The following is a 20,078-nucleotide window of genomic DNA, read 5'->3' as shown; positions in this document are numbered from 1 at the left end:
TCATGACCGCAGCACCGCGTGGAGTTGAAGCGTTGCATCGGGGATCGATGCGGGCAAATAGATCTGGCAAGCGCGCGCAGCAAGCATGCGCGCGTGTGCGGGATCGTCAGCGTCCAGCGCAAAATAGTGGTTGTCGAGACGCACTGGAATCGCGGATGGCACGCGCTGTACCGGCTTCAGCGGAATGCCTGTGAGTGCCGAATTCACGATTTGCCTGACATCGTCGGGTGCGCCGATCTTGCACAGTCGCGCGAATTGCTCGACAAGTTCAAACGGCGACAACGATGCGCTGACGGACAAATACCAGTCCGCCGTGCCGGTCGCGATGCGTTCGTCGGCGAAAAGACCGGTCCAGGTTGTCGCGCTTTTTTGCGTCAGCGCAATGGACACGACGCGCGACGGAATGATCGCGTCGAGCAACTCACGGATCTTCGTTTCGAGCCGCGCGAAAACATCGCCGGCATGCGCGTGATCGTAAGTCGGGATGTCCGTCAGTTGCGCGCCTGTCGAAAACGTCATCAACGCGGCGGTGAGTTGAGCGAGTACCGTGTAGAGCCGCTCGGGCGGCTGCGACGGGTGAGACGCGAAAAACTGCAGTTGTGGCCACGCCGTATGAATACAGTGCAGGAGCCAGAAGAGTTGCACGTCCGCCACGCCGTACTCGGTAACCTGTTCGATACGTTCGCCGCGGCGTGCTCCGAGTGCGACGCTCTTCGCCAGCAGAATGTCCGCCAGGCGATTGATCCGCTCGATATGCAGCGGATGGCTGGCCAACGTCAGGCAAGGAGGTACGTAGCGGTGATCGAGCTTGAACTCGCCACTGCTCGAGCGCGTGAGGCGGGCGATCGCGCATACCGTGTCGTCTTCGTTTGGTTCGAAGTCAAATAGCAGTCGCACCGCGTGGCGCTCGGCAGCGATCTCCGCTTCGCCCGTGCCGTTGAGGTCCGCGACCTGCACGAATTCTCGAAACGCCCGGCGCGGCCGCGCGAGAGAGTCTTCATCGAAGCGGCAGTTATTGCCATTCGCATTGGCAAGCGGCAGCGCTGCCAGCACAACGACGCTCTGCAGATCGACCGGTAATCCCTGTGACAGATTGCGCGCAGGCGGCAACGCATCCGCGACGGTCGAGTCGAACGGTGTGCCATCCGGAAAGCGCAATTTTAGTTGCGTGAGCTTGAGGCGACTCGCTGAGAGCGCTTCTTCGTCGATATGGACGCCAAGCGTTCCCCACGGCTGCACGAGCGACGCCGTTGTGACCTGACGCAGCGAGAATTCAGCCCAACGTTCGTGCTGTTGAAAGTGCTGTTGCGTGAGGATCAGGCCTTCATGCCAAAGCGGTTTATCGATCCGCATAGGTGTAGCGAAAAAACGGTTTAAAGAATTGAATAGCGACGATCAGATCGCAACGAGGAGACGCGTGGGCATCAGAGCACACATACAAAAGCGTCAACTGAATAAAGCAATTAAACCTGCAAACCTTGAGTATCGGATTCGTAATCGTGAGAGCGAAGTGTACGCGATGATCAAATCCAATGGCAAACGATTTTTTTGTTCATTTAAGTTATTTAAAGATATTCAGGAAATGTCAAATCGACTGACGGGCGCATATGTTTCGATTGCGAAAAGTCCCATGTATCCCTTATCTGGCGGCGCTGCTGCATAAGAATGGGACTGGGCGCCTTAGGACGGATTTTGCAAATATTTGTCAATGGTATTTATGAGATGGTTATTCGTTTGTTTTTCGTGAGAACATAATCAACGCACAGTAGTAAAAAGATCCCCGTTTATTTAAATGACTGGGGCAAGTATTCACATCGTCCTGCGCGGATCGCCGAGCAAAGCCGGGTAGGTTCGGCGGGGTTAATTTATCTAAATAGATTGGAGCGGATACAGATGGACAGCTTCCAGCGCGAAATTCCGAAGAGTCGCGTCTCGATTACGTTGGACCTGCATACGGGTGGAGCCCGGAAGAAGGTCGAGTTACCGCTAAAGCTTCTAGTGGCAGGCGATTTCAGCGCGGGGCGAGAGCAGGCGCCACTCGCCGAGCGCAAGAAGGTCAATATCGACAAGAACAATTTCGATGCAGTGCTGGCCGACTACGCGCCAGACCTCAAGACCGCTGCACCGAACACCCTCGCCGACGACGGGTCCGAGTTGCCGGTGCATCTCGCGTTCCGGTCAATGCGGGACTTCGAGCCCGAGCAGGTCGCGCGGCGGATTCCGGAACTGCAGGCGCTGTTGGCTATGCGCAATCTGCTGCGCGATCTTAAATCGAACTTACTTGACAACGGCACGTTCCGTCGCGAGTTCGAAAAGATCCTGAAGGACCGACATCTGTCGGAACGACTACGCCACGAGCTGGCGCAGATCGGCAGCGCGGCCACGCAGCAGGAAGCGCATGCGTAAGCGCAGCGAGGCAAAACGCGCGCTTACCGTATTCCGCAACCATTTGGCGACACGAACGCAGGCAGACAACGAGATGAACCAACAGAACGAAACCCGGCACGGGGCAACTGAAACTGTCGTCCTTGAGGGCTCGCATTTCGACCCCTCTGCTGCAAGCGACAGCTTGTATGCATCGCTGTGCAGCAAGATCAACCTGAAGCCGGTTAGCGAAGCTCGTCCGCTCGAGGCGTTTCGCGACAGCGACATGCTTTCGGAAGCCTCGGCTGACGAGCGGATTGCGCGAGGCATGAGTGCATTCCTCGATTTGATCAGCAACGCGAGCCATCCAGTCGACCGGCTCGACAAATCGCTGCTCGACTTCCATATTGGCCAGATCGACAGAAAAATTAGCCGTCAATTGGACGCGGTAATGCATCATCCCGATTTCCAGGCGCTGGAAGGGCGTTGGCGTGGGCTCAAGATGCTTGTATCGCGCACGGACTTCCGCAAGAACGCGAAGATCGAAGTGCTCGACGTGTCCAAGGACGCTTTGACGCGCGACTTCGAAGACACGCCTGAGCTCATTCAGAGCGGCCTGTATCGTCTCACGTACATCGAGGAATACGACACACCGGGTGGCCAGCCTGTGAGCGCGATGATCAGCGATTTCGAATTTGCGAACTCGCCGCAGGATGTCGCTCTGTTGCGCAACATTTCCAAAGTCGCGGCGGCGGCACATATGCCGTTCATCGGGTCGGTCGGACCAGCGTTCTTCGGCAAGAGAACGATGGAAGAGGTCGCCGCAATTCAGGATATCGGCAACTACTTCGATCGCGCGGAGTACATCAAATGGAAGAGCTTCCGCAACACCGACGATGCGCGCTACGTCGGGCTGACCATGCCGCGTGTGCTCGGACGTTTGCCGTACGGGAAAGATACGACGCCGGTACGCACGTTCAACTATGAAGAAGCGGTCAAAGGCCCGGACCACGATCGTTATTTGTGGGTCAATGCGTCGTTCGCTTTCGCCGTGAATATGGTGCGTAGCTTCGTCAATAACGGGTGGTGCGTGCAGATTCGCGGCCCGCAGGCCGGGGGTAAGGTGGAAGACCTACCGGTGCATCTGTATGACCTCGGTACCGGCTCTCAGCCGAAGATTCCGACTGAAGTGCTGATTCCGGAGACGCGCGAGTTCGAGTTCGCCGATCTCGGATTTATCCCGCTGTCGTTCTATAAGAACCACGACTTCGCGTGCTTCTTCTCGGCAAACTCGGCGCAAAGGCCCGCGATCTACGAAACGAAGGAGGCGACGGCGAACAGTCGTATCAATGCGCGATTGCCGTACATCTTCCTGTTGTCCCGCATCGCGCACTATCTAAAGCTCATTCAGCGCGAAAACATCGGTACGACCAAAGATCGTCGGTTGCTCGAGCTCGAGCTGAATAATTGGGTCAAGGGTCTTGTGACCGAGATGAAAGATCCCGGCGATGAATTGCAGGCATCGCATCCGTTGCGCGAGGCTACGGTAACGGTCGAAGACATCGAGGACAATCCGGGCTTCTTCCGCATCAAGCTGTTTATCGTGCCGCACTTCCAGGTCGAAGGGATGGACATCGGGCTGTCGCTCGTGTCGCAGATGCCGAAGGCTAAGAACTGACCCATAGGTAATGCATAGGAGCGACCAGCGCGCGCGTTGGCGCGCTGGTAGTGCACGTCCATTCGCCGGTCGCACGTTTGTGAGGAGAAGACGAAGATGTCGATGGTTTTGCCTTCGCAGGCTTATGAGCTAAGGCTCGCGCCGCATCCTGCGCCATTCTCTGTTCTACGATTTGCAGGGCGCGACGCGCTTTGCGAGTTGTATTGCTATGAGATCGAGTTCACGAGCGAAGTCGCCGGCATTCCGATGGACCAGGTGCTTGGCAGACCGGCGAAGTTCATTATCGACCCGATCGATCCGGACCTTGCTTACTTGCAGAAGATGTTCGGTGAGAACGCAGAGCAATTCAGCAAGAAGCCTCCGGCGCGGACCGTGCACGGCATCATCACCCGTTTCGATGAATTCGAGACGTCGTCGGACGAGACGCGCTACCGCGTCGTGCTCGAGCCGAACCTGGCGGATTTGAATCGCGGTGTAACGAGCCGCCTGTTCCAGAAACAGTCGGTTGAGGAGATCATCACCGATACGCTACGCCACTTTGGTTTCAGGGCGGGTGTCGATTTCGAGTTCAAGCTGCGTGGCGAGTACAAGCGGCATGAGTACCGCACGCAATATCACGAGACTACCTTCGCATTCATCCGGCGTATAGCGGCGGAAGAGGGAATCTGGTTTCGCTTCGAGCAGAGGAGGGATCGTGCGGTCGTCGTGTTCGGTGACGATATCGATGCTTATGCGCGCCATCAGCGTGTCGTACCTCTGCGGCATGATGCGGGCCTGGAAAGCGTGGGCGCTGAGGCGATCAAGTCACTTGAGCGCCGCACAAAGCGCGTTGTACAAGGCGTCAACCTTAATGACTACAACCATCGAAATGCCGCGGTGGAACTGCTCGTCGAACACAATGCCGCGCCCGAGGATAAGACAACCAATGCAATTGATTATCGCTGGGGCGAGCACTATAAGACACGGGAAGAAGGTCGACGCATCGCGCGGCTGAGGCATGAGGCACTCCTGGCCGAACAGGTCACGTTCGCGGGAACGGGAAATCCGTTTGCGCTCGAAGCCGGCGAGGTGATGCGGCTCGAGCAGAATCAGGCGGATGCGCCGCACGGCCTGCTGATCACGTCGGTTGAATCGGGCGGTGGTCGCAGTGAGTCGTATGCGATCCAATTCAAGGCTATTCCCTCGCATCGTGTCTGGCGGCCGATGGTCGATGCGGCAAGGCGGCCGTCGATTCAGGGCATTCTCCCGGCACGCGTAACATCGCCAGGAAACTACAAATACGCGTATCTGGACGAGCGGGGCCACTACGTGGTCAAGCTCCCGTTCGATCTCGACGAATGGAGCCCAGGCGGCACGAGCCGGCCGGTTCGGCTTTCGAAACCCTATAGTGGGGACAACTACGGGCATCACTTTCCGCTGATCGACGGAACGGAGGTTGGGCTTCTCTTTATGGAAGGGAATCCGGATCGGCCCGTCATCGTCGGCGCAATGCACGACAGTGAGCATCCGGATCTGGTCAACAACCTGAACCATACGCGCAATGTCGTCCGTACGGCTGGCGGCACCGAGTGGTCTATCGAAGATAAGGAAGGTGTCGAGCACAGCCATTTGTCGACGCCTTACCAGACCAGCGAACTCAATCTTGGGCATTTGGTCGATGCCGACCGCAAGGAGCGTGGGCACGGCGCCGAAATGCGTTCGGACGCACATGCCGTGTCTCGCGGCGCGCTAGGAAATATGGTTTCCGCGGAGGCGCAACTGGCTGCCTCTGGGGAACTGCTCGAAATGCGCAATGCTGACGCGACATTTCGCGAGTCGAAGGAAATTCTGCGCTCGCTCAACGCGTCGGCACATGAGGCGAACGCCATACCAGCGGAAGCCGACCAGCAGAGAGTGTTGATCGATCAAAAGCTCGCGAGGTTGCAGCGTCCTGCGGTCGTCGCAACCGCGCCGGAAGGAATTGGTCTCGCTAGCGGGGAACACATTCAAATTGCGGCGAGAAAGCAGGCGTTTTTCACGGCAGGCGCGGGTCTCGATATCGGCGTGCTCAAGCGAGTGACGGTCGCCGCTGGCGAGGCGATTTCCATTCTCGCGGCACTGCTTGGTATCCGGTTACTTGCCGCCAAGGGAAAGGTGCAAATTCAGGCCCAGGGCGATGCGATGGAACTGATGTCGATGCAGGACCTGGTCGTGAGCTCGTCGGATGGTGAGGTCACGATCACAGGGAACAAAGGCGTCACGATCGGGGACGGGTCCGGTGCCTATATCCGGTTGTCGGGCGGCAAGATTCTTTTGGGTAGCCCTTCAGGCGAAATTGAATTGAGAGGGGGCTTGAATATCAGTGGCGCAGATGGAGGCAATTTCAAATTTCCCATGTGGACGAAGACGTCTGTGAAAGACGCAAAGACCGCCATTGACTTCAGATTCTCTGAATAAGCCTGACCCATGACAACAAAGCACACGCCGAAGCAATCAGCGCAAGCTCCTCAACCGGCAAAACCTCGACTGCGGGAACTGCAGTTTGCCTTTCCGTTCCTGCGCAAAGCCGAAGGCAAGGCGCAGAAGGCGTCGCCGTTTACCGACGAGCACGAGATTCACCGTCTGCTGGCCGAACGCGAGCCGTCCGGCTCGTATCCCGTCAGCAGGAGCGGCATGTGGCATGGCGGCATCCACATTACGGAAGCCGGTGCCGGCCGGGCAATGGACCTCGATGCGGGTCTGCGTGCACTTGCCGACGGTCATCTGATCGCCTATCGCGCCAACCGCGCCTACCCGGTCAGCGAGTTTGCCGCGCCGGGCGGCGGCACGGTTCGCGCGCCCTACAGCACCGGCTTTGCGCTGTTGCGCCACTCGATGGAGTTTCCACGCGGCTCGGCGCTGACGTTCTATAGCCTGTACATGCACCTGATGTCCGATGAGGACTATGCGAATTTCCCGGCGCGGGGAAAACCGTCCTACTGGACGAGGCAGTGGCTGGTCACCTCTTTTGCGCGCGACAGACCGGTCATCGGCAGAAACGGACAGGCAGCGGACGCGAGGCAGCTGGGGCTGCGCGTACGCACTGCGCCGACGCCGCACAGCAACGCGATCGGCATCCTGCCGCAGGGCGCCAGCGTCAGTATCGGAAAGAAGGAGAAGGGCTGGGGGCAGCTGAAGGACCTGCACGGCGCGCAGCTGCATCCACCGATTGCGGGAACGTTCGTCTCAGCGTCGGCGGCGATCGGCGGATGGATCTGCATGGGTCAGGAAAACGGCGGCCCGCTGGTTGATGAAGTCTTCCCCGACGCAGCATTCGACCAGGTGGTGATCACCGCGGCTGCGCATTGCCGGCCGGACGATGCGCAAGGCGCGGGCTTCTGCGTGAGGGCGGGCGACCCGATCGGCCACATGGGCCGTTATGACGCGCTGACCGAAGGCGGCGCGAGCGGGACACGGATGGCCCACATCGAAGTGTTCTGCGACGGCAGCATCAGGCCGTTTATCGAGCAGAGCCGCGCCTGGATTTCGCAGCATGGCCCGCACAGGGAGGACTGGAGCGAGCTGGGCCTGCCGGCCGATCCGACCATCCTGCGGATCGGGCCGAACACGGTGCTGAACCAGCGTAACGGCGATACGTTTGCCGAAGGGATGGAGCCGCAGTCGAGGAAAACCGATGTGGTCCAGGTCTACCCGCTGGCCGGGCTCGCCCGGGACAGAAGCCGGCACTACGCGGAACCGGAGCCGGACCCGATCCAGCAGCGCACGGTGAACTGGTGGCTTGTCCAGAGCGCCAATATGCTGGGGCATCCGATCGAGGGCTGGGTACGGGAGTCGAGCCACAAGGGCGGCATGGTCACGCGCGAATTCTCGCGCAAGTGGATCGATTTCCGGTGCATCGAGGACGCTCACGATGCGACCCATACGATCTTTGCGAACTCTGCGCAATGGATCGATTACGCGAGTCATGCCGAGGTGGCCGACACGGCCTCGCGCGCGAAGCTCAGTCCACTGATGCTGAAGGTGTACGACGCGCTGTTCACCCGCGGCGACGGCCGGCAGGCGGCGGTCGAGCTGTGCTCACTGTCGAAGACCGAACGGGGCGGTTATCCGTGGCTCGTGCAGGCTGCGTCGCGGCTGATCGTCAAGCACGGGAGCGAGTGGGCGAACCCGGCCAAATGGACGAAGCTGATTGCGGAACTCGACCAGCGCACGGGCACGAAGCCGCAGCGCGAGGAAGAGCTAAAGCGGATCGGCAAGCTTGCGTGGTGGGATGAGGTGAAGGCTCGGGTGCCGGGCTTTCCGGAACCGGATGTGTTTCATATTCACCCGATTGGGTTGGCTGGCAACTTCCAGCGTGCATGCTTCCGATTCACTTTGCAGATCGTAGAAAAAGTGTTCCCGAGCGCGCGTGCAGAAGACCTCCAGGAACTCGTCGATGAACTCAATGCGCACATCGAAACCTACGAGTTGGATTCGCCGCTCAGACGAACGCACTTTTTTGCGCAAGTCGCGCAGGAAGCCGGACCGTCTTTAACGTTAGAGGAAAGTTTCGTATGGAAGGCAAGTTCATTAATCGCAACTTTCTCCTACTTCAGGCGAAATCCGGATCAGGCCGTACACGGCTACGAGAATGTAAGACCGATCAAAGCGGATGGCACTCGCATGACTCAAGAGGACTTTGAGGCAATCGCAAATGGTGCGTATGGCGGGCGCGTCGATCTCGGCAACGGGGATTATAAAAGTGGAGACGGGTGGAAGTATCGGGGAAGAGGCATGAAGCAACTTACCGGCCGTACCCACTATCGCGAATTTACGAAGTGGAACAAGAATCACCAAAGCGAATGGCCTGAAGACATAGTCGACTTTGAAACTAATCCGGACCTGTTGATCCAGCCCAAGTACGCGGCAAGGTCAGCGGCGTACTTCTGGGTGAGCAATGGCCTCGCGAATATAGCCGATCAAGGTGCCACCAGTAAGCAGGTGGACGCGATTACTGCCATTGTGAATTTATACACTGATAGTTATCAGGCGCGCTTCAAAAATTTCGAAGTATTTTATAATCGTGGAGATTTTAATTGAATCGGATTTCGCGCAATTTTATATTCAGAGTAGCCATCGCACTATCCATTGCAAGTGCATGCGTCACTGTGCAAGCAAACGAAGCAACGTTATGTCAACAGCACGAGGAAATTTACTTCAGCTGCCCATCAGGCAAAAAAATAATCTCCCTTTGTGCCTCTGGAAATCTGTCGCCAAACTATGGTTACGTCCAGTACCGGTTTGGCACGCCTGATCGCATAGAGTTCAAATTTCCAAGTGGATCGCAGTCGCCTCGAAAAAGATTTTCGATCGTTGACATTACTGGCGGAAATTTGAATATTGAACATGTGCGATTCAGATCGGGCGACTACGATTACGTAATCTATCAAGGGCCGCCTAATGGGGTCTATGTGAAAAGAAGCGGCGAAACCGTCGCGAATCTGATTTGTGAAAAAGGCATATATCAACGTCTGAGTCAACGTGCGTACCGCGGAATAAGTACATCATCGCCGATCGATGACGTAGATAATTAGTATCGAATTGCTCGATCACGAAGTGGCGGCGTAGTTTCAATGGAAAAATCTCATGCAGAAATGATGCGCCCATATGCACGGTCCCTTTGTCCTGGTGATGGCGGTCGCACTCGGTGCGCCGCGACTTTCATCCCATCGTCCAGCAACACTCGATCGCGTTAAACCAATGCCTATCGACTTCAATCGCGTCCCACCGCCGGTAACCGTGCCTGCTCCTCCGCGACTATCGACGATTACATGGACCATCCTGCTCGCACTTACGCTTTTGGCCGGTGCAGGGCTCGCGATCGTCTTATGGCCGGCGGGCCGTCCGACGAACACGCCATGGTTCTGGTTTTGCCTGACAGGCTACCCGTTCCTGACGTGGGCTTTCCTGCTGTGCAGCCGGCTCGGCTATGGCTACATGATCCGTGCCGAAGCAATCGCCGCCAACAGCATGAGCGATGAAGCGAAAGACGCTTGTCATGCGCTCGCGAGCAGGCCCTTTGCCGTGCTTGGCCGCGCCTGGTGTTTCTCGACAAACGAAACGGTCAATGCCCTCGATGGCATTCGGAGCGGATCGACAAAGCTCGAAGCGCGACCTCGCCCTCCAGGCATGACTGGCAATGTCGCCGCCCGCTGGATGGATTGCCCGGTAGACCAACCCGGTTCAGGTAACGAACTTGACGAATACGCCCGTCATCGCGCGATATGTACGTCACTGCTCGCGCGGTTCACCGACTATTTCGCTCCCCAAATCAACGCCTTGCCTGCGCAAACAGAGCTTCAGGTCAAGTTCCATGTGCAGTCGAAGTTAAAGTCCGATGAACTCAAAAGCCAATTGCGAGCGCTGTTGCTCGCGCGAACTACGCTAGACAGCAAGGCACTCGATGTCCAGTCGGCCAGCGCCCCGATCCCGCTTTTCCAGATCGACGCGTGGCTCGACAACCGGGACGACAGCAAAGCCTATCTGCTGATCGCAATTGAACTTCGCGACGCACTGAGCACGTTGTTGCCGGATGGCGTTGCAGAAGCCGGCGTCGCCTTGCTCGTCGGGCGGCCACACGTGCTGCCGTCGCCTTTGCGCTCCACAGCGACACATCTGCACCGACCGGCCAAAGGTGAGCGGGAGACCATCAAAGAAACGCTGGAACTTGTGACCGGTTGGAGCGGGCTATCGATCGACGACGTGCAAACAGTCTGGACCCACGGCCTGACAGGCGAGCAGGTAACCGCAGTGCAACAGGCGGCCAATCTCAAGAACAACCCGAACTGGATGAGGCTCGAAACGTCCGTCGGCGATTGCTCGTCAGCCGGTCCCTGGCTTGCCGCCGCGTTCGCTGCTGAAAACGCTCGGGCAACACGGGAGCGGGAGCCACAACTAGTGCTGTCCCGGGACGACAACGAACTCGTTGCCCTCGTGTGCAAATAACAGATATGAACAAAAGCAAAATACAACCGCTCGGCCTCTTTATCGGCATCTCGGCCGCGATCATTTTCGTCTCCCTCGGTATTGCCGTATGGGTGCAGGGCGCCCGCTACGGATGGTCTCGCGATGCGCGAATCATGATCGAGCTTGGGCTGCTGTCCGCGTTGCTGCTCGCCATGCTGTTCGTGAAATATCTGGAAGCAGTCTTGCTGCTCATCGCGTCGTCGAGAGCAGCGCGCTGGTTTGTGCACTACGACAGCCAGAAGCATGCCCCGTCAGGTCTTTTCACAGGCTCGGCTGCACATGACGAGCATGGCGAACACGACGCGCAACCCGATCCCGCAACCGCACTGCGCGACACGCTTCGACAACGCCACGGCCGTCATTGGCGCTATCGCGACCGCTGGATACTGCTTGCGGGCGATTTGCCGCAGGTCAGCCGTCTTGCGCCGCAGCTTGCCAAGACTGGCTATGCAGTCACCGCAAACGCGGTCCTGCTCTACGCGAAGCAAATCTCCACCACGCTCGATCCCGACTGGCTCGAGCAGATCCGGCGTATGCGCCGCCGACGTCCGGTCGATGCCGTCGTTGTGGTGACCCGCGATCGCGGCGCGAAGCACGCGCCGGCCGAAGCCGACGAAGTCGTTCAACGGCTGGCACGCCACGCTCACGTGCTGTGCTGGGCCGCGCCGGCCTATCTGCTGCACGTCACGGATTTCGGCACCGAATCGCCAATGCCAGATGAAGCCATCGGTGTCACCTGGTCGAACGCGCGAGTGGATGCCGCCGAAATCGATCTATCGTTGCAAGGTCTCGCAGACCATCTCGCGTATGCCGGTGTCGGACGGATGGCCAGCGATCCTCTCGATCGCTACCCGGCAGCGCTTTCTCGATACGTTTCCGGTCTGCGGCGCTCGTTGTCGGAGGTAGTGTTCCGGGTCGCTCAATCCCGCTTCTACACCCACGCGGTGCATGGCCTTCTATTCATGCCGCTTTACAAGGAGCGGGACCCGGTCGCGTCGGGAGCGCGCGAAGCGGCCGGCGGTAGCGGCGTGCAGCCGCGAGCGGACGTAGCAGTCGAAGCAGACGGAGCAGACCTGCTCCGTTCCGGAACCGTCATCTGGCAAACCATCGCCGACCACAGCCGCAAAGTCCACGGCCGCCGCGTCGGGTTTTCCGCGTCCACTACAGCCGCGTGGTTGACAATCGCAGCGTTCGCCCTGTGGATCGCTGGCACGGTCACATCAGGTTTCACGAACCGCGCGGCAATCCGCGCTGCCGATCACACGCTCGCCAGGCTCATGAGCGATTCGACCACGCCCGATCAGACCGCAACCGCGCTCGCCTTCGACGCGCTCGCCAAACAGATCGACACCCTCGAGACCCACACGCGCGAGCGTGCCCCGTGGAGCACGCGTTTCGGCCTGAACCGCGACATCGCCGTTCTCAGCGCACTGCAAGCCGCGTACGACTCAGCAGCGCACCGTTTCCTCGGTGAACCACTGCGTCAAAAGCTCGAAGGCCGCCTGCGTCAACTCGCGTCGTTGTCCGACTCGGAAATCGCGAGCGGGGGCGACACGCAGGTGCAAGCCGCCTACGACACACTGAAAACGTATCTGATGCTGACAAAGCCCGAACTGGCCAATGCCGCGTTTCTCACGCCTCAACTGATCGCAACGGGCATCCCCGCCCGTCCGCACGATTCGACGCTGGCCCCGGGCACATGGGACGACTTGCGCCGTCATCTGCTGACGTTCTACGCCACGCACCTGGCCGACCGCAAACACGGTGCGAAGCCGGCATCCGCGATCTCCGCGGACCGTGCACTGATCGCCTCGACGCGACAGACCATCATCGGCGTACGCGGCATCCAGAATTCGACCGACGCGATCTACCAGCAGATTCTCGACGATGCGCGACCGAAGTACCCGCCGGTGTCGCTTGCCACGTTACTCGGCGACGGCGCGCCACAAGCACAGGCGTCCCTCGGCGTCGGCGGCGCCACGAGCCGCGGTCTTTTCGGCACCGCGACAACGATCCCCGGCGTCTTCACGCGGGCAGCGTGGGACGAGCGCATCTCGCAGGCCATCGAAGACGCAAGCGAGAAGCGCGATACGAAAGCCGATTGGGTGCTCTCGGACACGAGCACGCGCGCTGTCTCGCCGTCGACGTTGAAAGCCGACCTCGGCAAGCGCTATTTCGACGACTACGCGCGCGCGTGGGGCACGTTCCTGAACAGCCTGCGCTGGCAGCCGGCGCCTACGCTGTCAGGCACGGTCGACCAACTGGCGTTGCTCGGCGATCCGCAACGCTCGCCGCTCGTCGCGCTGATGAACGTCATCGTCTATCAGGCGAATGCGGGAACAACCGCGCAATCGCTGTCGGACACGTTGATTCGCAAGGCGCAACATCTGGTCGGCGCCGACGGGCAGTCGAACAACCCCTCCTTTAGCGGCGCGATCAGTCCATCCAACGATGGGCGTTCGCGACCTGTAGAGCGCACGCCGGCAACCGCCTCGCTCGCCGCGGCTTTCGCGCCGATCCTTCGCCTGACCGGCAGCGACCCGCTTTCGCTGCAGCAAACGTCCGGCAACCAGGCCGCGGCTCAACTCGGGACCACGGGCGAGCTCAGTCTCGCCCGCTATCTCGAACGCGTGACGGCCATGCGTCTCAAGGCGCAGCAAATGGTGGCCAGCGCGGACCCGGACGCGATGTCGCGCGTCGCGGCGCAAGCGGTTCTGCAAGGCAAAACATCGGATATCGCCGACAGCCGCGATTACGCAAGCCGCGTGGCGGCAAGCCTCGGTGAACAATGGGCCGGTTTCGGCAATCTCTTCGAAGCGCCGATGAACCAGACGTGGCAGGTCGTCGTCGCACCGGCTGCGTCGAGTCTGAACGAGATCTGGCGCAGCGCGATCGTCTCGGACTGGAATCGCAGCTTTGCGGGCCGTTATCCATTCGCCGACTCCGACAACGACGCATCGTTACCCGAAATGGCGCGCTTCATGCGCACCGACAATGGCGTGATTACGCAGTTCGTTGCCACGCAGCTTGCGGGCGTCGTCGAACGCCAGGGCGACCGGTGGGTCGCCGCGCAAAGCGCGAACCATGGCGCGCTGATGCTCGATCCGAATTTTCTCGCCGCGTTGAACCGGCTCACGCGCGTGTCGACGGTGCTGTTTCCGTCCGGCGATGCGCACGTGCGCTACGAACTGCGCGCGGTCCCGACACCGGGCATTTCCGACATCCGCTTTGCGCTGTCCGGCCGCGAGCTGCATTACTTCAACCAGAAAGAAGAATGGATGCCGTTCGAATGGCCAGGTCAGTCGCTCGACAACCTGTCGCATATCGAATGGCAAACCGAGCACGGCGGCCTGCGTTCCGCACTCGACACGCAAGGCCGCTTCGGACTGATACGCCTGCTCGAACGCGCGAGCGTCGCGCAGCAGGACAACGCGCGCTACCTGCTGTCGTGGACGCCGGATCAAAGCGAGGGCATTGCGCTTCGCGTGCAGTTGCGCAGCGAAGCGGGCGCCGGTCCGCTCGATGTGCTGGCGCTTCGGCATTTCGCGTTGCCGTCACGCATTTTCGTGAAGCATTCGAGAAACGCAACGGACCCAACGAACGCACAAAACCCGACGAACAGCGCAGCCACGAACGCCGTGGCGCTCGATCCGCCGCCGCTGCCCGCCGCCGCGATCGCCTCGGCGAAGCGCGCCACGACGCCGTTGCCGGGCGCTCGCCTGATGCCGCAGGAGGCGCAGTAATGCTCTCGAGTCTGCTTAAGAATCTTTTTCCGTCGCGCGACGCCGACCAATTGTCGCGCGAGCGCCTGAACGCATGGGAAGCGTGGCTGCAGCCATTCAAACCGCTCACGGGCGAAAGCAGCACCGCGCAAAGCGGCGGCATAGCGGGCCGCGACCCCGGCTACGAAGACGCCTTCTTCGAATTGAAGGACGAAGCGAGCAAGCTCTCCGGCATCGACGACGCGCTGATCGTGCGCCACTGCGAACAGTTGACGAAGGAGACCGGCAAAGACTTGCGCGTCGCCGGTTACTACACGTTCGCGCGGCTGCGACAGGACGGCCCGGCCGGTTTCGCCGACGGTCTCGAACTCGTTGCCGCGCTCGTCGACCGCTTCGGCGAGGCGATCCTGCCCGTGCGCGCCGAGGCGAAGAAGGGCGCGCTCGATATGCTGGCCACGACTCGCATGCTCGGCATGCTCGACAGCCGCGGCGAGTTCGAACCTGACGACTTCGAGCGCGCGATTGCCGCGCTCGACCTGCTTATCGCGCGTACGGGGGGGTGGCCCGAGCCGGCGCGCCCCAATCTGCAACCGCTCGTCGCGCGTTTCGCGCGTACCGAAGAACCCGCGCAGAATGCCAACGTCGAGTCTGCCGCGCGGCAGCCCGATATGGCCGCAAGCGCGACAGCGGCATCGACGATCTCATCGGCGCGAGATCTGCTCGATCAAACGCGTGCGCTGACCGACTGGCTGCGCAACCAGGAAGACGGCTATCTGTCGTCCGCGCGCGTTGCGCGCAGCATTCGCTGGGACACACTGCATGAACTGCCGCCAGCCGCGGCGAGCGGGCGCACGCGTCTCGCACCGCCGCGCGGCGAAGTGCGTCAGCAATTGAAACGTCTCGTGCTGCAAAAGCAGTGGTATGAATTGCTCGAGCGCGTCGAAGGTGCGTTTATGGAAGGCGTCAACCACTTGTGGTTCGACCTTCAGTATTTCCAGCACGTCGCGCTCGATCACATCGGCCCGCCTTACGACAGCTGGCGCGACTTGCTGCGCGCCGATTTTGCGCTGTTCCTCGAGCGCCTGCCCGCAATCGAGCGCCTCGCTTTCGACGACGGCACTCCGTTCGCCGACGATACGACGCTCGAATGGATCGCGCGTCACGCGGTCGTTCGCAATCTCGAAGCGGGCGACGGCGTGACGCCATTGCCGGTATCGGCCGATCACGAAGACGGCGTAGCCGGCGACTGGCCCGAAATCGAGGCGCAGGCGCGCGATATCGCGGCGAGCGACGGAATCGAGGCGGCTTTTATCTGGCTTGACGCAGTGCCGGGCTTGCGCACCGATCGTCAGCGCTATCTGCAGCGTCTCGTCATGGCGCGCATCGCCGATCACGCCGGGCACACCGACGCCGCGCTCGCATTGCTTGCCGAACTGGACGCAGCGGCGCGCGCTGTGCCGCTTGCGCGCTGGGAGCCTGCGCTGACGTTTGAGGTCAAGCACCACCTGATGCGCATGCTCAACGCGCAGAGTCAGAGAAAGGACGCCGATAAGCAGGCGCTCCTACGCCGCGTCGGCGAGCTGCAAGCCGAACTGACCGTACTCGATCCGGCCCGCGCGCTCGCGCTGCAATAACAGCGCACCACGGCACGCGATCCGGCGCAACCCGACACAGCCCGACATAACCTCATACTGAACCACCTACATCGATGGAAAACGACGATCCGATCCTGCGCTACTACGAAGCGGAAATGCGCTACCTGCGCGAGTCCGGCCGTGCCTTCGCGAAGGCGCATCCAGACCGCGCGCGGATGCTGAATCTCGACCGCGTCGGCGATCGCGACCCATACGTCGAACGCCTGTTCGAAGGCTTTGCCTTTCTGACCGGCCGGCTTCAGCAGAAGCTCGACGACGAACTGCCGGAACTGACCGAAGGGCTCGTCAGCCTGCTATGGCCGCACTATCTGCGGATGATTCCGTCGCTGTCGGTCGTGCAACTCGTGCCGCCCGACGAAAAGCTGCAGAAAACCGAGATCGTGCCGGCCGGCATCTCCGTGCGTTCGGCGCCGATTCCGATCGCGCCGCAGGACGGTGCCGACGCAACGACGCCGAAGACGGTCCAGTGCGAGTACCGCACGACGCAGGCGGTCGCGCTTCAGCCGGTCGCGCTCACGCATGCGGGGCCGGCCGTACGCCACGATGGCCGCTCCGTTATCCGCTTCTCCTTTGCGTTGCATGCCTCGGCGCGCCGCGCCGAGACCGACCTGTCGCGGCTGCGCCTGTACCTGAACGCGGATTTGCCGACTGCGTTCGCCGTGCATCTCGCGCTGACGCGCGAGGTCGATGCGGTCGCGTGGCGCATCGCCGGCGTGCGCGATGGCGAAGCGCAGCCGCTTGCCGGTGTAACGGTCGAGCCGGCCGGCTTCTGCGCCGAAGAGCGTCTATGGCCGAAGGCCGAGGCGGCGTTTTCCGGCTATCAACTGCTGCTCGAGTACTTCACGTTTCGTGAAAAATTCCTGTTCGTCGACCTGTGCGGGCTCGATATCGCCAAGCTGCCCGCGAAGTCGACACGCTTCGAGCTCGAGTTCGTCCTCAAGCAAGCGTTCCCATCGGACCAGCGTTTCAACGCGGAAAACGTGCGGCTTTTCTGCACGCCTGTGATCAATCTGTTCCGGCTCGATGCCGAGACGATCGAAGCCAATCATCACGAAACCGAGTACCGTGTCGTGCCCGCCGGCCGGCACGGCGAGCATATCGAAACCTATTCGGTCGACGCGATCGAATCGTTCGACCATGTCACTGCAAGACGCTACGAATACGTGCCGTTCAAGACGTTCCGCCATCGCGGCGGGATGATGCGGCACGAAGCGCCGGAGCGCTACTTTCATACGCGCGTGCGGCCCGGTGTCGGCGGTCTGCACGAAACCTGGATCGTGCTTGGCGGCCATGCGTGGGAGTCGGCCGAAACGCTGCCGCTCGAAAGTCTGTCGCTGCATGTGACCGGCACGAACGGCATGCTGCCGCGCAAAGGACTGCGCGAGGCCAATATCGACGAGCTGGCCGAGAGCACGCCGCATGTCGCGGGGGTACGCAGCCTCGTTGCGCCGACGCTGCCGTTGCATCCACCGACCGGCGACCGCTTCCACTGGCGTGTGCTGTCGCATCTCGCACCGAATTTCCTGTCGATGATGGACGCGCAGGTGCTGCGCGGCGCGCTCGCGCTCTACGACTGGACCGATGACGAACTCAATCGCAGGCGTCTTGCGGGCATTCTGTCGGTGTCGCAGGAGCTGCTCGAAGAGGTGTCGGGCGGCGCGGTCGAACGCGGCATGCATATCGTGGTGACGCTCGATTCGCACGCTTTCGCGGGCGACGGCGACGTGATGCTGTTCGGCGAACTGCTGCATCGCTTTTTCGGGCTCTACGCGGAAATCAACCTGTTCACGAAGCTGTCGATCGTGAGCCTGCCCTCCAGGGCGCGCATCGGTTGGCCGCGCAGCAAGATGCAAAGGGCGGCACTATGAAGCCGGTCGATTCGCCGGCGCTCGAGCCGCTCGTCATGTTGCTGCTCGCGCGCGCGCCGCATATGAGTTTCATGCAGCTGTGCCGGCTGTTCGAGATGCGCGCTCCGGCCAGTCCCGGGTTCGGCACGCGCGATACGGCCGCGCATGAGCCGGTGCGGTTCGGTTCGTGGCCGCGGCTCGGTTTCCCAGCCGGCGAGCTGGCTGCGGTCGAGTTCGACGAGAGCGAGCAGAGCCGTGAGAGCCGCCGGGGCGGTGCATCTGGCGCGGAATCCGGCAATCCATATGGCGATCGCGATCCGTATCGCGTGCCTCCCGCACCGCCGACGGTCCGCACGACCTTCATGGGCCTGTACGGTGTGGACGCGGCGATGCCGCCGCACATGATCGACGAGATTGCCTTACGCGAGGAGGGACATGAAGCGCTCGAAGCGTTTCTCGATCAGTTCAATCATCGCTTCGTTACGCTGCTCTATCGCGCGTGGAAAAAATACCGTTATCCGGAAAGTTTTCGTGCGGGCGGTGTCGACCGGCATTCGCGCGATCTGCTGTGTCTCGCGGGCTTCGGGTGGGGCGACAAGCCGGAGCGGGCCGGTTTGCCGGCATCTCGGATGCTTGCGTTGCTGGGCTTGCTGATTCAGCGCACGCGCACGCCTGAAGGTCTCGAGGGCGTGATCGCGCTGGCGGCGCCGGGCGTGCGGGTGCGCGTCGACGAGTTCTGGCCCGTCGCGATCATGGCCGGTGCGCCTGATCCGTTGTCCTCGGCCAGGCAAGGCGGCGCGGCCGCGCCCGACGGCGGCAGGCGTGGGCTCGGCTGCGGCTATGTGCTCGGCAAGCGCATGATCTATCGCAACGGCGCGGTGCGCGCGACGCTGCGTCCCGCCGATGCAAGGCAGGCTCACGACCTGCTGCCCGGTGCATGGCTGCATCGAGAACTCTGCGCATACGTGCGGCTCTATGTCGGCGTCAAGGCCAACGTGCATCTGCGCATGACGATTCCTTCGACGCTCGCGCCGCAGCCGACGATCGGCACACGGGGCGCTTCGGACGCGCCCGGCGTTACCCCTGCGCCGCGCCTTGGCTGGACGACCGTTCTGCCGGCCAGCGACGAGCGCCTCATTCATATCAACCTCGGCCTCTGCGAAGCCCTTCTGGCGTCCCGGCCGAACATCTGTCTGGACTCGAATCATGCGTGAACAACGAAGTGCCATGTCTATGCCGATCGCCGCGGCGACGCGAGTGACGACGGCGATGGTCGCGTGTGCGACGCTGCTGTCGGCATGCGGCGCATGGCAGAGCATCTCCGATACGTCGGCGAGCGCTTATCGCGCGGTGTTCTACAAGCAGGTGAAGACGGTCGATGTCGATCTCACCGCGCGCGCATCGCTGAATCCCGACGACGCCGGCCGCGCGACATCGGTTGCCGTGCGTGTGCTTCAACTGAAGGACCGCAAGTTGTTCGACGGCGCATCGTACGACGATCTGCTGAAGAACGATCGCACCGTGCTCGCGCAGGATCTGCAGGCGGCGAGCCTGTCGGCCGTGCTGAACCCCGGCGCGTCGGCGAGTCTTTCGCAGCCGTTGCAACCCGAAACGAAGTTCGTCGCGGTGGTGGCGTTCTATCGCGAGCCGGGGGGCGATGGCGCATGGAAGCGCGTGATCGACAGGAACCAGCTCGACCCCGATAAGCCGCTTAAGCTCGAGCTTGTCGACCAGAGTCTGCTCGTGGCGGGCGACGAAGCGCGGAACCGGTCGCAGTGATGGACAATCGCGGTTCCAGCCGATCATTTCCGCACGGCGCACCGGAGCA

Annotated in this window: 12 protein-coding genes; 11 read left to right on the top strand and 1 reads right to left on the bottom strand. The window is 61.1% G+C overall.

Going from position 1 to position 20,078, the window contains the following annotated elements; translation table 11 throughout:
- The gene (gene tssK / locus BTO02_RS30785) at nucleotides 1-1,353 is read right to left on the bottom strand and encodes a type VI secretion system baseplate subunit TssK (protein WP_075160782.1); all 1,353 of its coding nucleotides are present in this window, start codon (nucleotides 1,351-1,353) and stop codon (nucleotides 1-3) included.
- Between the two features lie 64 nt (nucleotides 1,354-1,417).
- Here tssK and BTO02_RS34565 point away from each other — a divergent pair, with 64 nt between their 5' ends.
- The 11 genes from BTO02_RS34565 (at nucleotide 1,418) to tssJ (ending at nucleotide 20,029) form a co-directional block, all read left to right on the top strand.
- Nucleotides 1,418-1,663, top strand: coding sequence for a hypothetical protein (locus tag BTO02_RS34565; protein ID WP_156884033.1), 246 nt, complete (start codon nucleotides 1,418-1,420; stop codon nucleotides 1,661-1,663).
- 230 nt (nucleotides 1,664-1,893) lie between these two features.
- Nucleotides 1,894-2,406, top strand: a complete 513-nt coding sequence (tssB, locus tag BTO02_RS30780; protein ID WP_075160781.1) for a type VI secretion system contractile sheath small subunit — start codon at nucleotides 1,894-1,896, stop codon at nucleotides 2,404-2,406.
- Nucleotides 2,407-2,479: 73 nt separating this feature from the next.
- Nucleotides 2,480-4,042: a type VI secretion system contractile sheath large subunit gene (tssC, locus tag BTO02_RS30775; RefSeq protein ID WP_075161552.1), complete on the top strand. Its 1,563-nt coding sequence runs from the start codon at nucleotides 2,480-2,482 to the stop codon at nucleotides 4,040-4,042.
- Between the two features lie 96 nt (nucleotides 4,043-4,138).
- On the top strand, nucleotides 4,139-6,478 hold the full coding sequence (locus BTO02_RS30770; RefSeq protein WP_075160780.1) for a type VI secretion system Vgr family protein: 2,340 nt from the start codon (nucleotides 4,139-4,141) through the stop codon (nucleotides 6,476-6,478).
- Between the two features lie 9 nt (nucleotides 6,479-6,487).
- Nucleotides 6,488-9,100, top strand: coding sequence for a glycoside hydrolase family 19 protein (locus BTO02_RS30765; protein ID WP_075160779.1), 2,613 nt, complete (start codon nucleotides 6,488-6,490; stop codon nucleotides 9,098-9,100).
- 660 nt (nucleotides 9,101-9,760) lie between these two features.
- On the top strand, nucleotides 9,761-11,005 hold the full coding sequence (locus tag BTO02_RS30760) for a hypothetical protein (protein ID WP_075160778.1): 1,245 nt from the start codon (nucleotides 9,761-9,763) through the stop codon (nucleotides 11,003-11,005).
- Between the two features lie 5 nt (nucleotides 11,006-11,010).
- On the top strand, nucleotides 11,011-14,769 hold the full coding sequence (locus BTO02_RS30755; RefSeq protein ID WP_075160777.1) for an ImcF-related family protein: 3,759 nt from the start codon (nucleotides 11,011-11,013) through the stop codon (nucleotides 14,767-14,769).
- Nucleotides 14,769-16,382, top strand: coding sequence for a type VI secretion system protein TssA (gene tssA, locus BTO02_RS30750; RefSeq protein ID WP_075160776.1), 1,614 nt, complete (start codon nucleotides 14,769-14,771; stop codon nucleotides 16,380-16,382). Before BTO02_RS30755 ends, tssA begins: the two co-directional genes overlap by 1 nt.
- A gap of 74 nt (nucleotides 16,383-16,456) precedes the next feature.
- The gene (tssF, locus tag BTO02_RS30745; protein WP_075160775.1) at nucleotides 16,457-18,271 is read left to right on the top strand and encodes a type VI secretion system baseplate subunit TssF; all 1,815 of its coding nucleotides are present in this window, start codon (nucleotides 16,457-16,459) and stop codon (nucleotides 18,269-18,271) included.
- Nucleotides 18,268-19,464 carry a type VI secretion system baseplate subunit TssG gene (gene tssG, locus BTO02_RS30740; protein WP_075160774.1) on the top strand — a complete coding sequence of 399 codons (1,197 nt, stop codon included), beginning with the start codon at nucleotides 18,268-18,270 and terminating at the stop codon, nucleotides 19,462-19,464. The genes tssF and tssG overlap by 4 nt, the downstream gene beginning before the upstream one ends.
- Nucleotides 19,465-19,477: 13 nt before the next feature.
- A complete protein-coding gene (gene tssJ / locus BTO02_RS30735) occupies nucleotides 19,478-20,029 on the top strand; it encodes a type VI secretion system lipoprotein TssJ (RefSeq protein ID WP_075160773.1) in 552 nt (183 codons plus the stop codon).
- Nucleotides 20,030-20,078 lie beyond the last annotated feature (49 nt).

It is taken from the genome of Paraburkholderia sp. SOS3, from assembly GCF_001922345.1.
Lineage (GTDB): Bacteria > Pseudomonadota > Gammaproteobacteria > Burkholderiales > Burkholderiaceae > Paraburkholderia.
This window is presented reverse-complemented; position numbering and strand designations above follow the sequence as displayed.

Bases quoted from the DNA above. Each gene is read 5' to 3' on its own strand.
- BTO02_RS30755 (WP_075160777.1), top strand. From the start codon at position 11,011: ATGAACAAAAGCAAAATACAACCGCTCGGCCTCTTTATCGGCATCTCG.
- tssC (WP_075161552.1), top strand. From the start codon at position 2,480: ATGAACCAACAGAACGAAACCCGGCACGGGGCAACTGAAACTGTCGTC.
- tssG (WP_075160774.1), top strand. From the start codon at position 18,268: ATGAAGCCGGTCGATTCGCCGGCGCTCGAGCCGCTCGTCATGTTGCTG.
- tssA (WP_075160776.1), top strand. From the start codon at position 14,769: ATGCTCTCGAGTCTGCTTAAGAATCTTTTTCCGTCGCGCGACGCCGAC.
- tssJ (WP_075160773.1), top strand. From the start codon at position 19,478: ATGTCTATGCCGATCGCCGCGGCGACGCGAGTGACGACGGCGATGGTC.
- tssK (WP_075160782.1), bottom strand. From the start codon at position 1,353: ATGCGGATCGATAAACCGCTTTGGCATGAAGGCCTGATCCTCACGCAA.
- tssF (WP_075160775.1), top strand. From the start codon at position 16,457: ATGGAAAACGACGATCCGATCCTGCGCTACTACGAAGCGGAAATGCGC.
- tssB (WP_075160781.1), top strand. From the start codon at position 1,894: ATGGACAGCTTCCAGCGCGAAATTCCGAAGAGTCGCGTCTCGATTACG.
- BTO02_RS30765 (WP_075160779.1), top strand. From the start codon at position 6,488: ATGACAACAAAGCACACGCCGAAGCAATCAGCGCAAGCTCCTCAACCG.
- BTO02_RS30760 (WP_075160778.1), top strand. From the start codon at position 9,761: ATGCCTATCGACTTCAATCGCGTCCCACCGCCGGTAACCGTGCCTGCT.
- BTO02_RS30770 (WP_075160780.1), top strand. From the start codon at position 4,139: ATGTCGATGGTTTTGCCTTCGCAGGCTTATGAGCTAAGGCTCGCGCCG.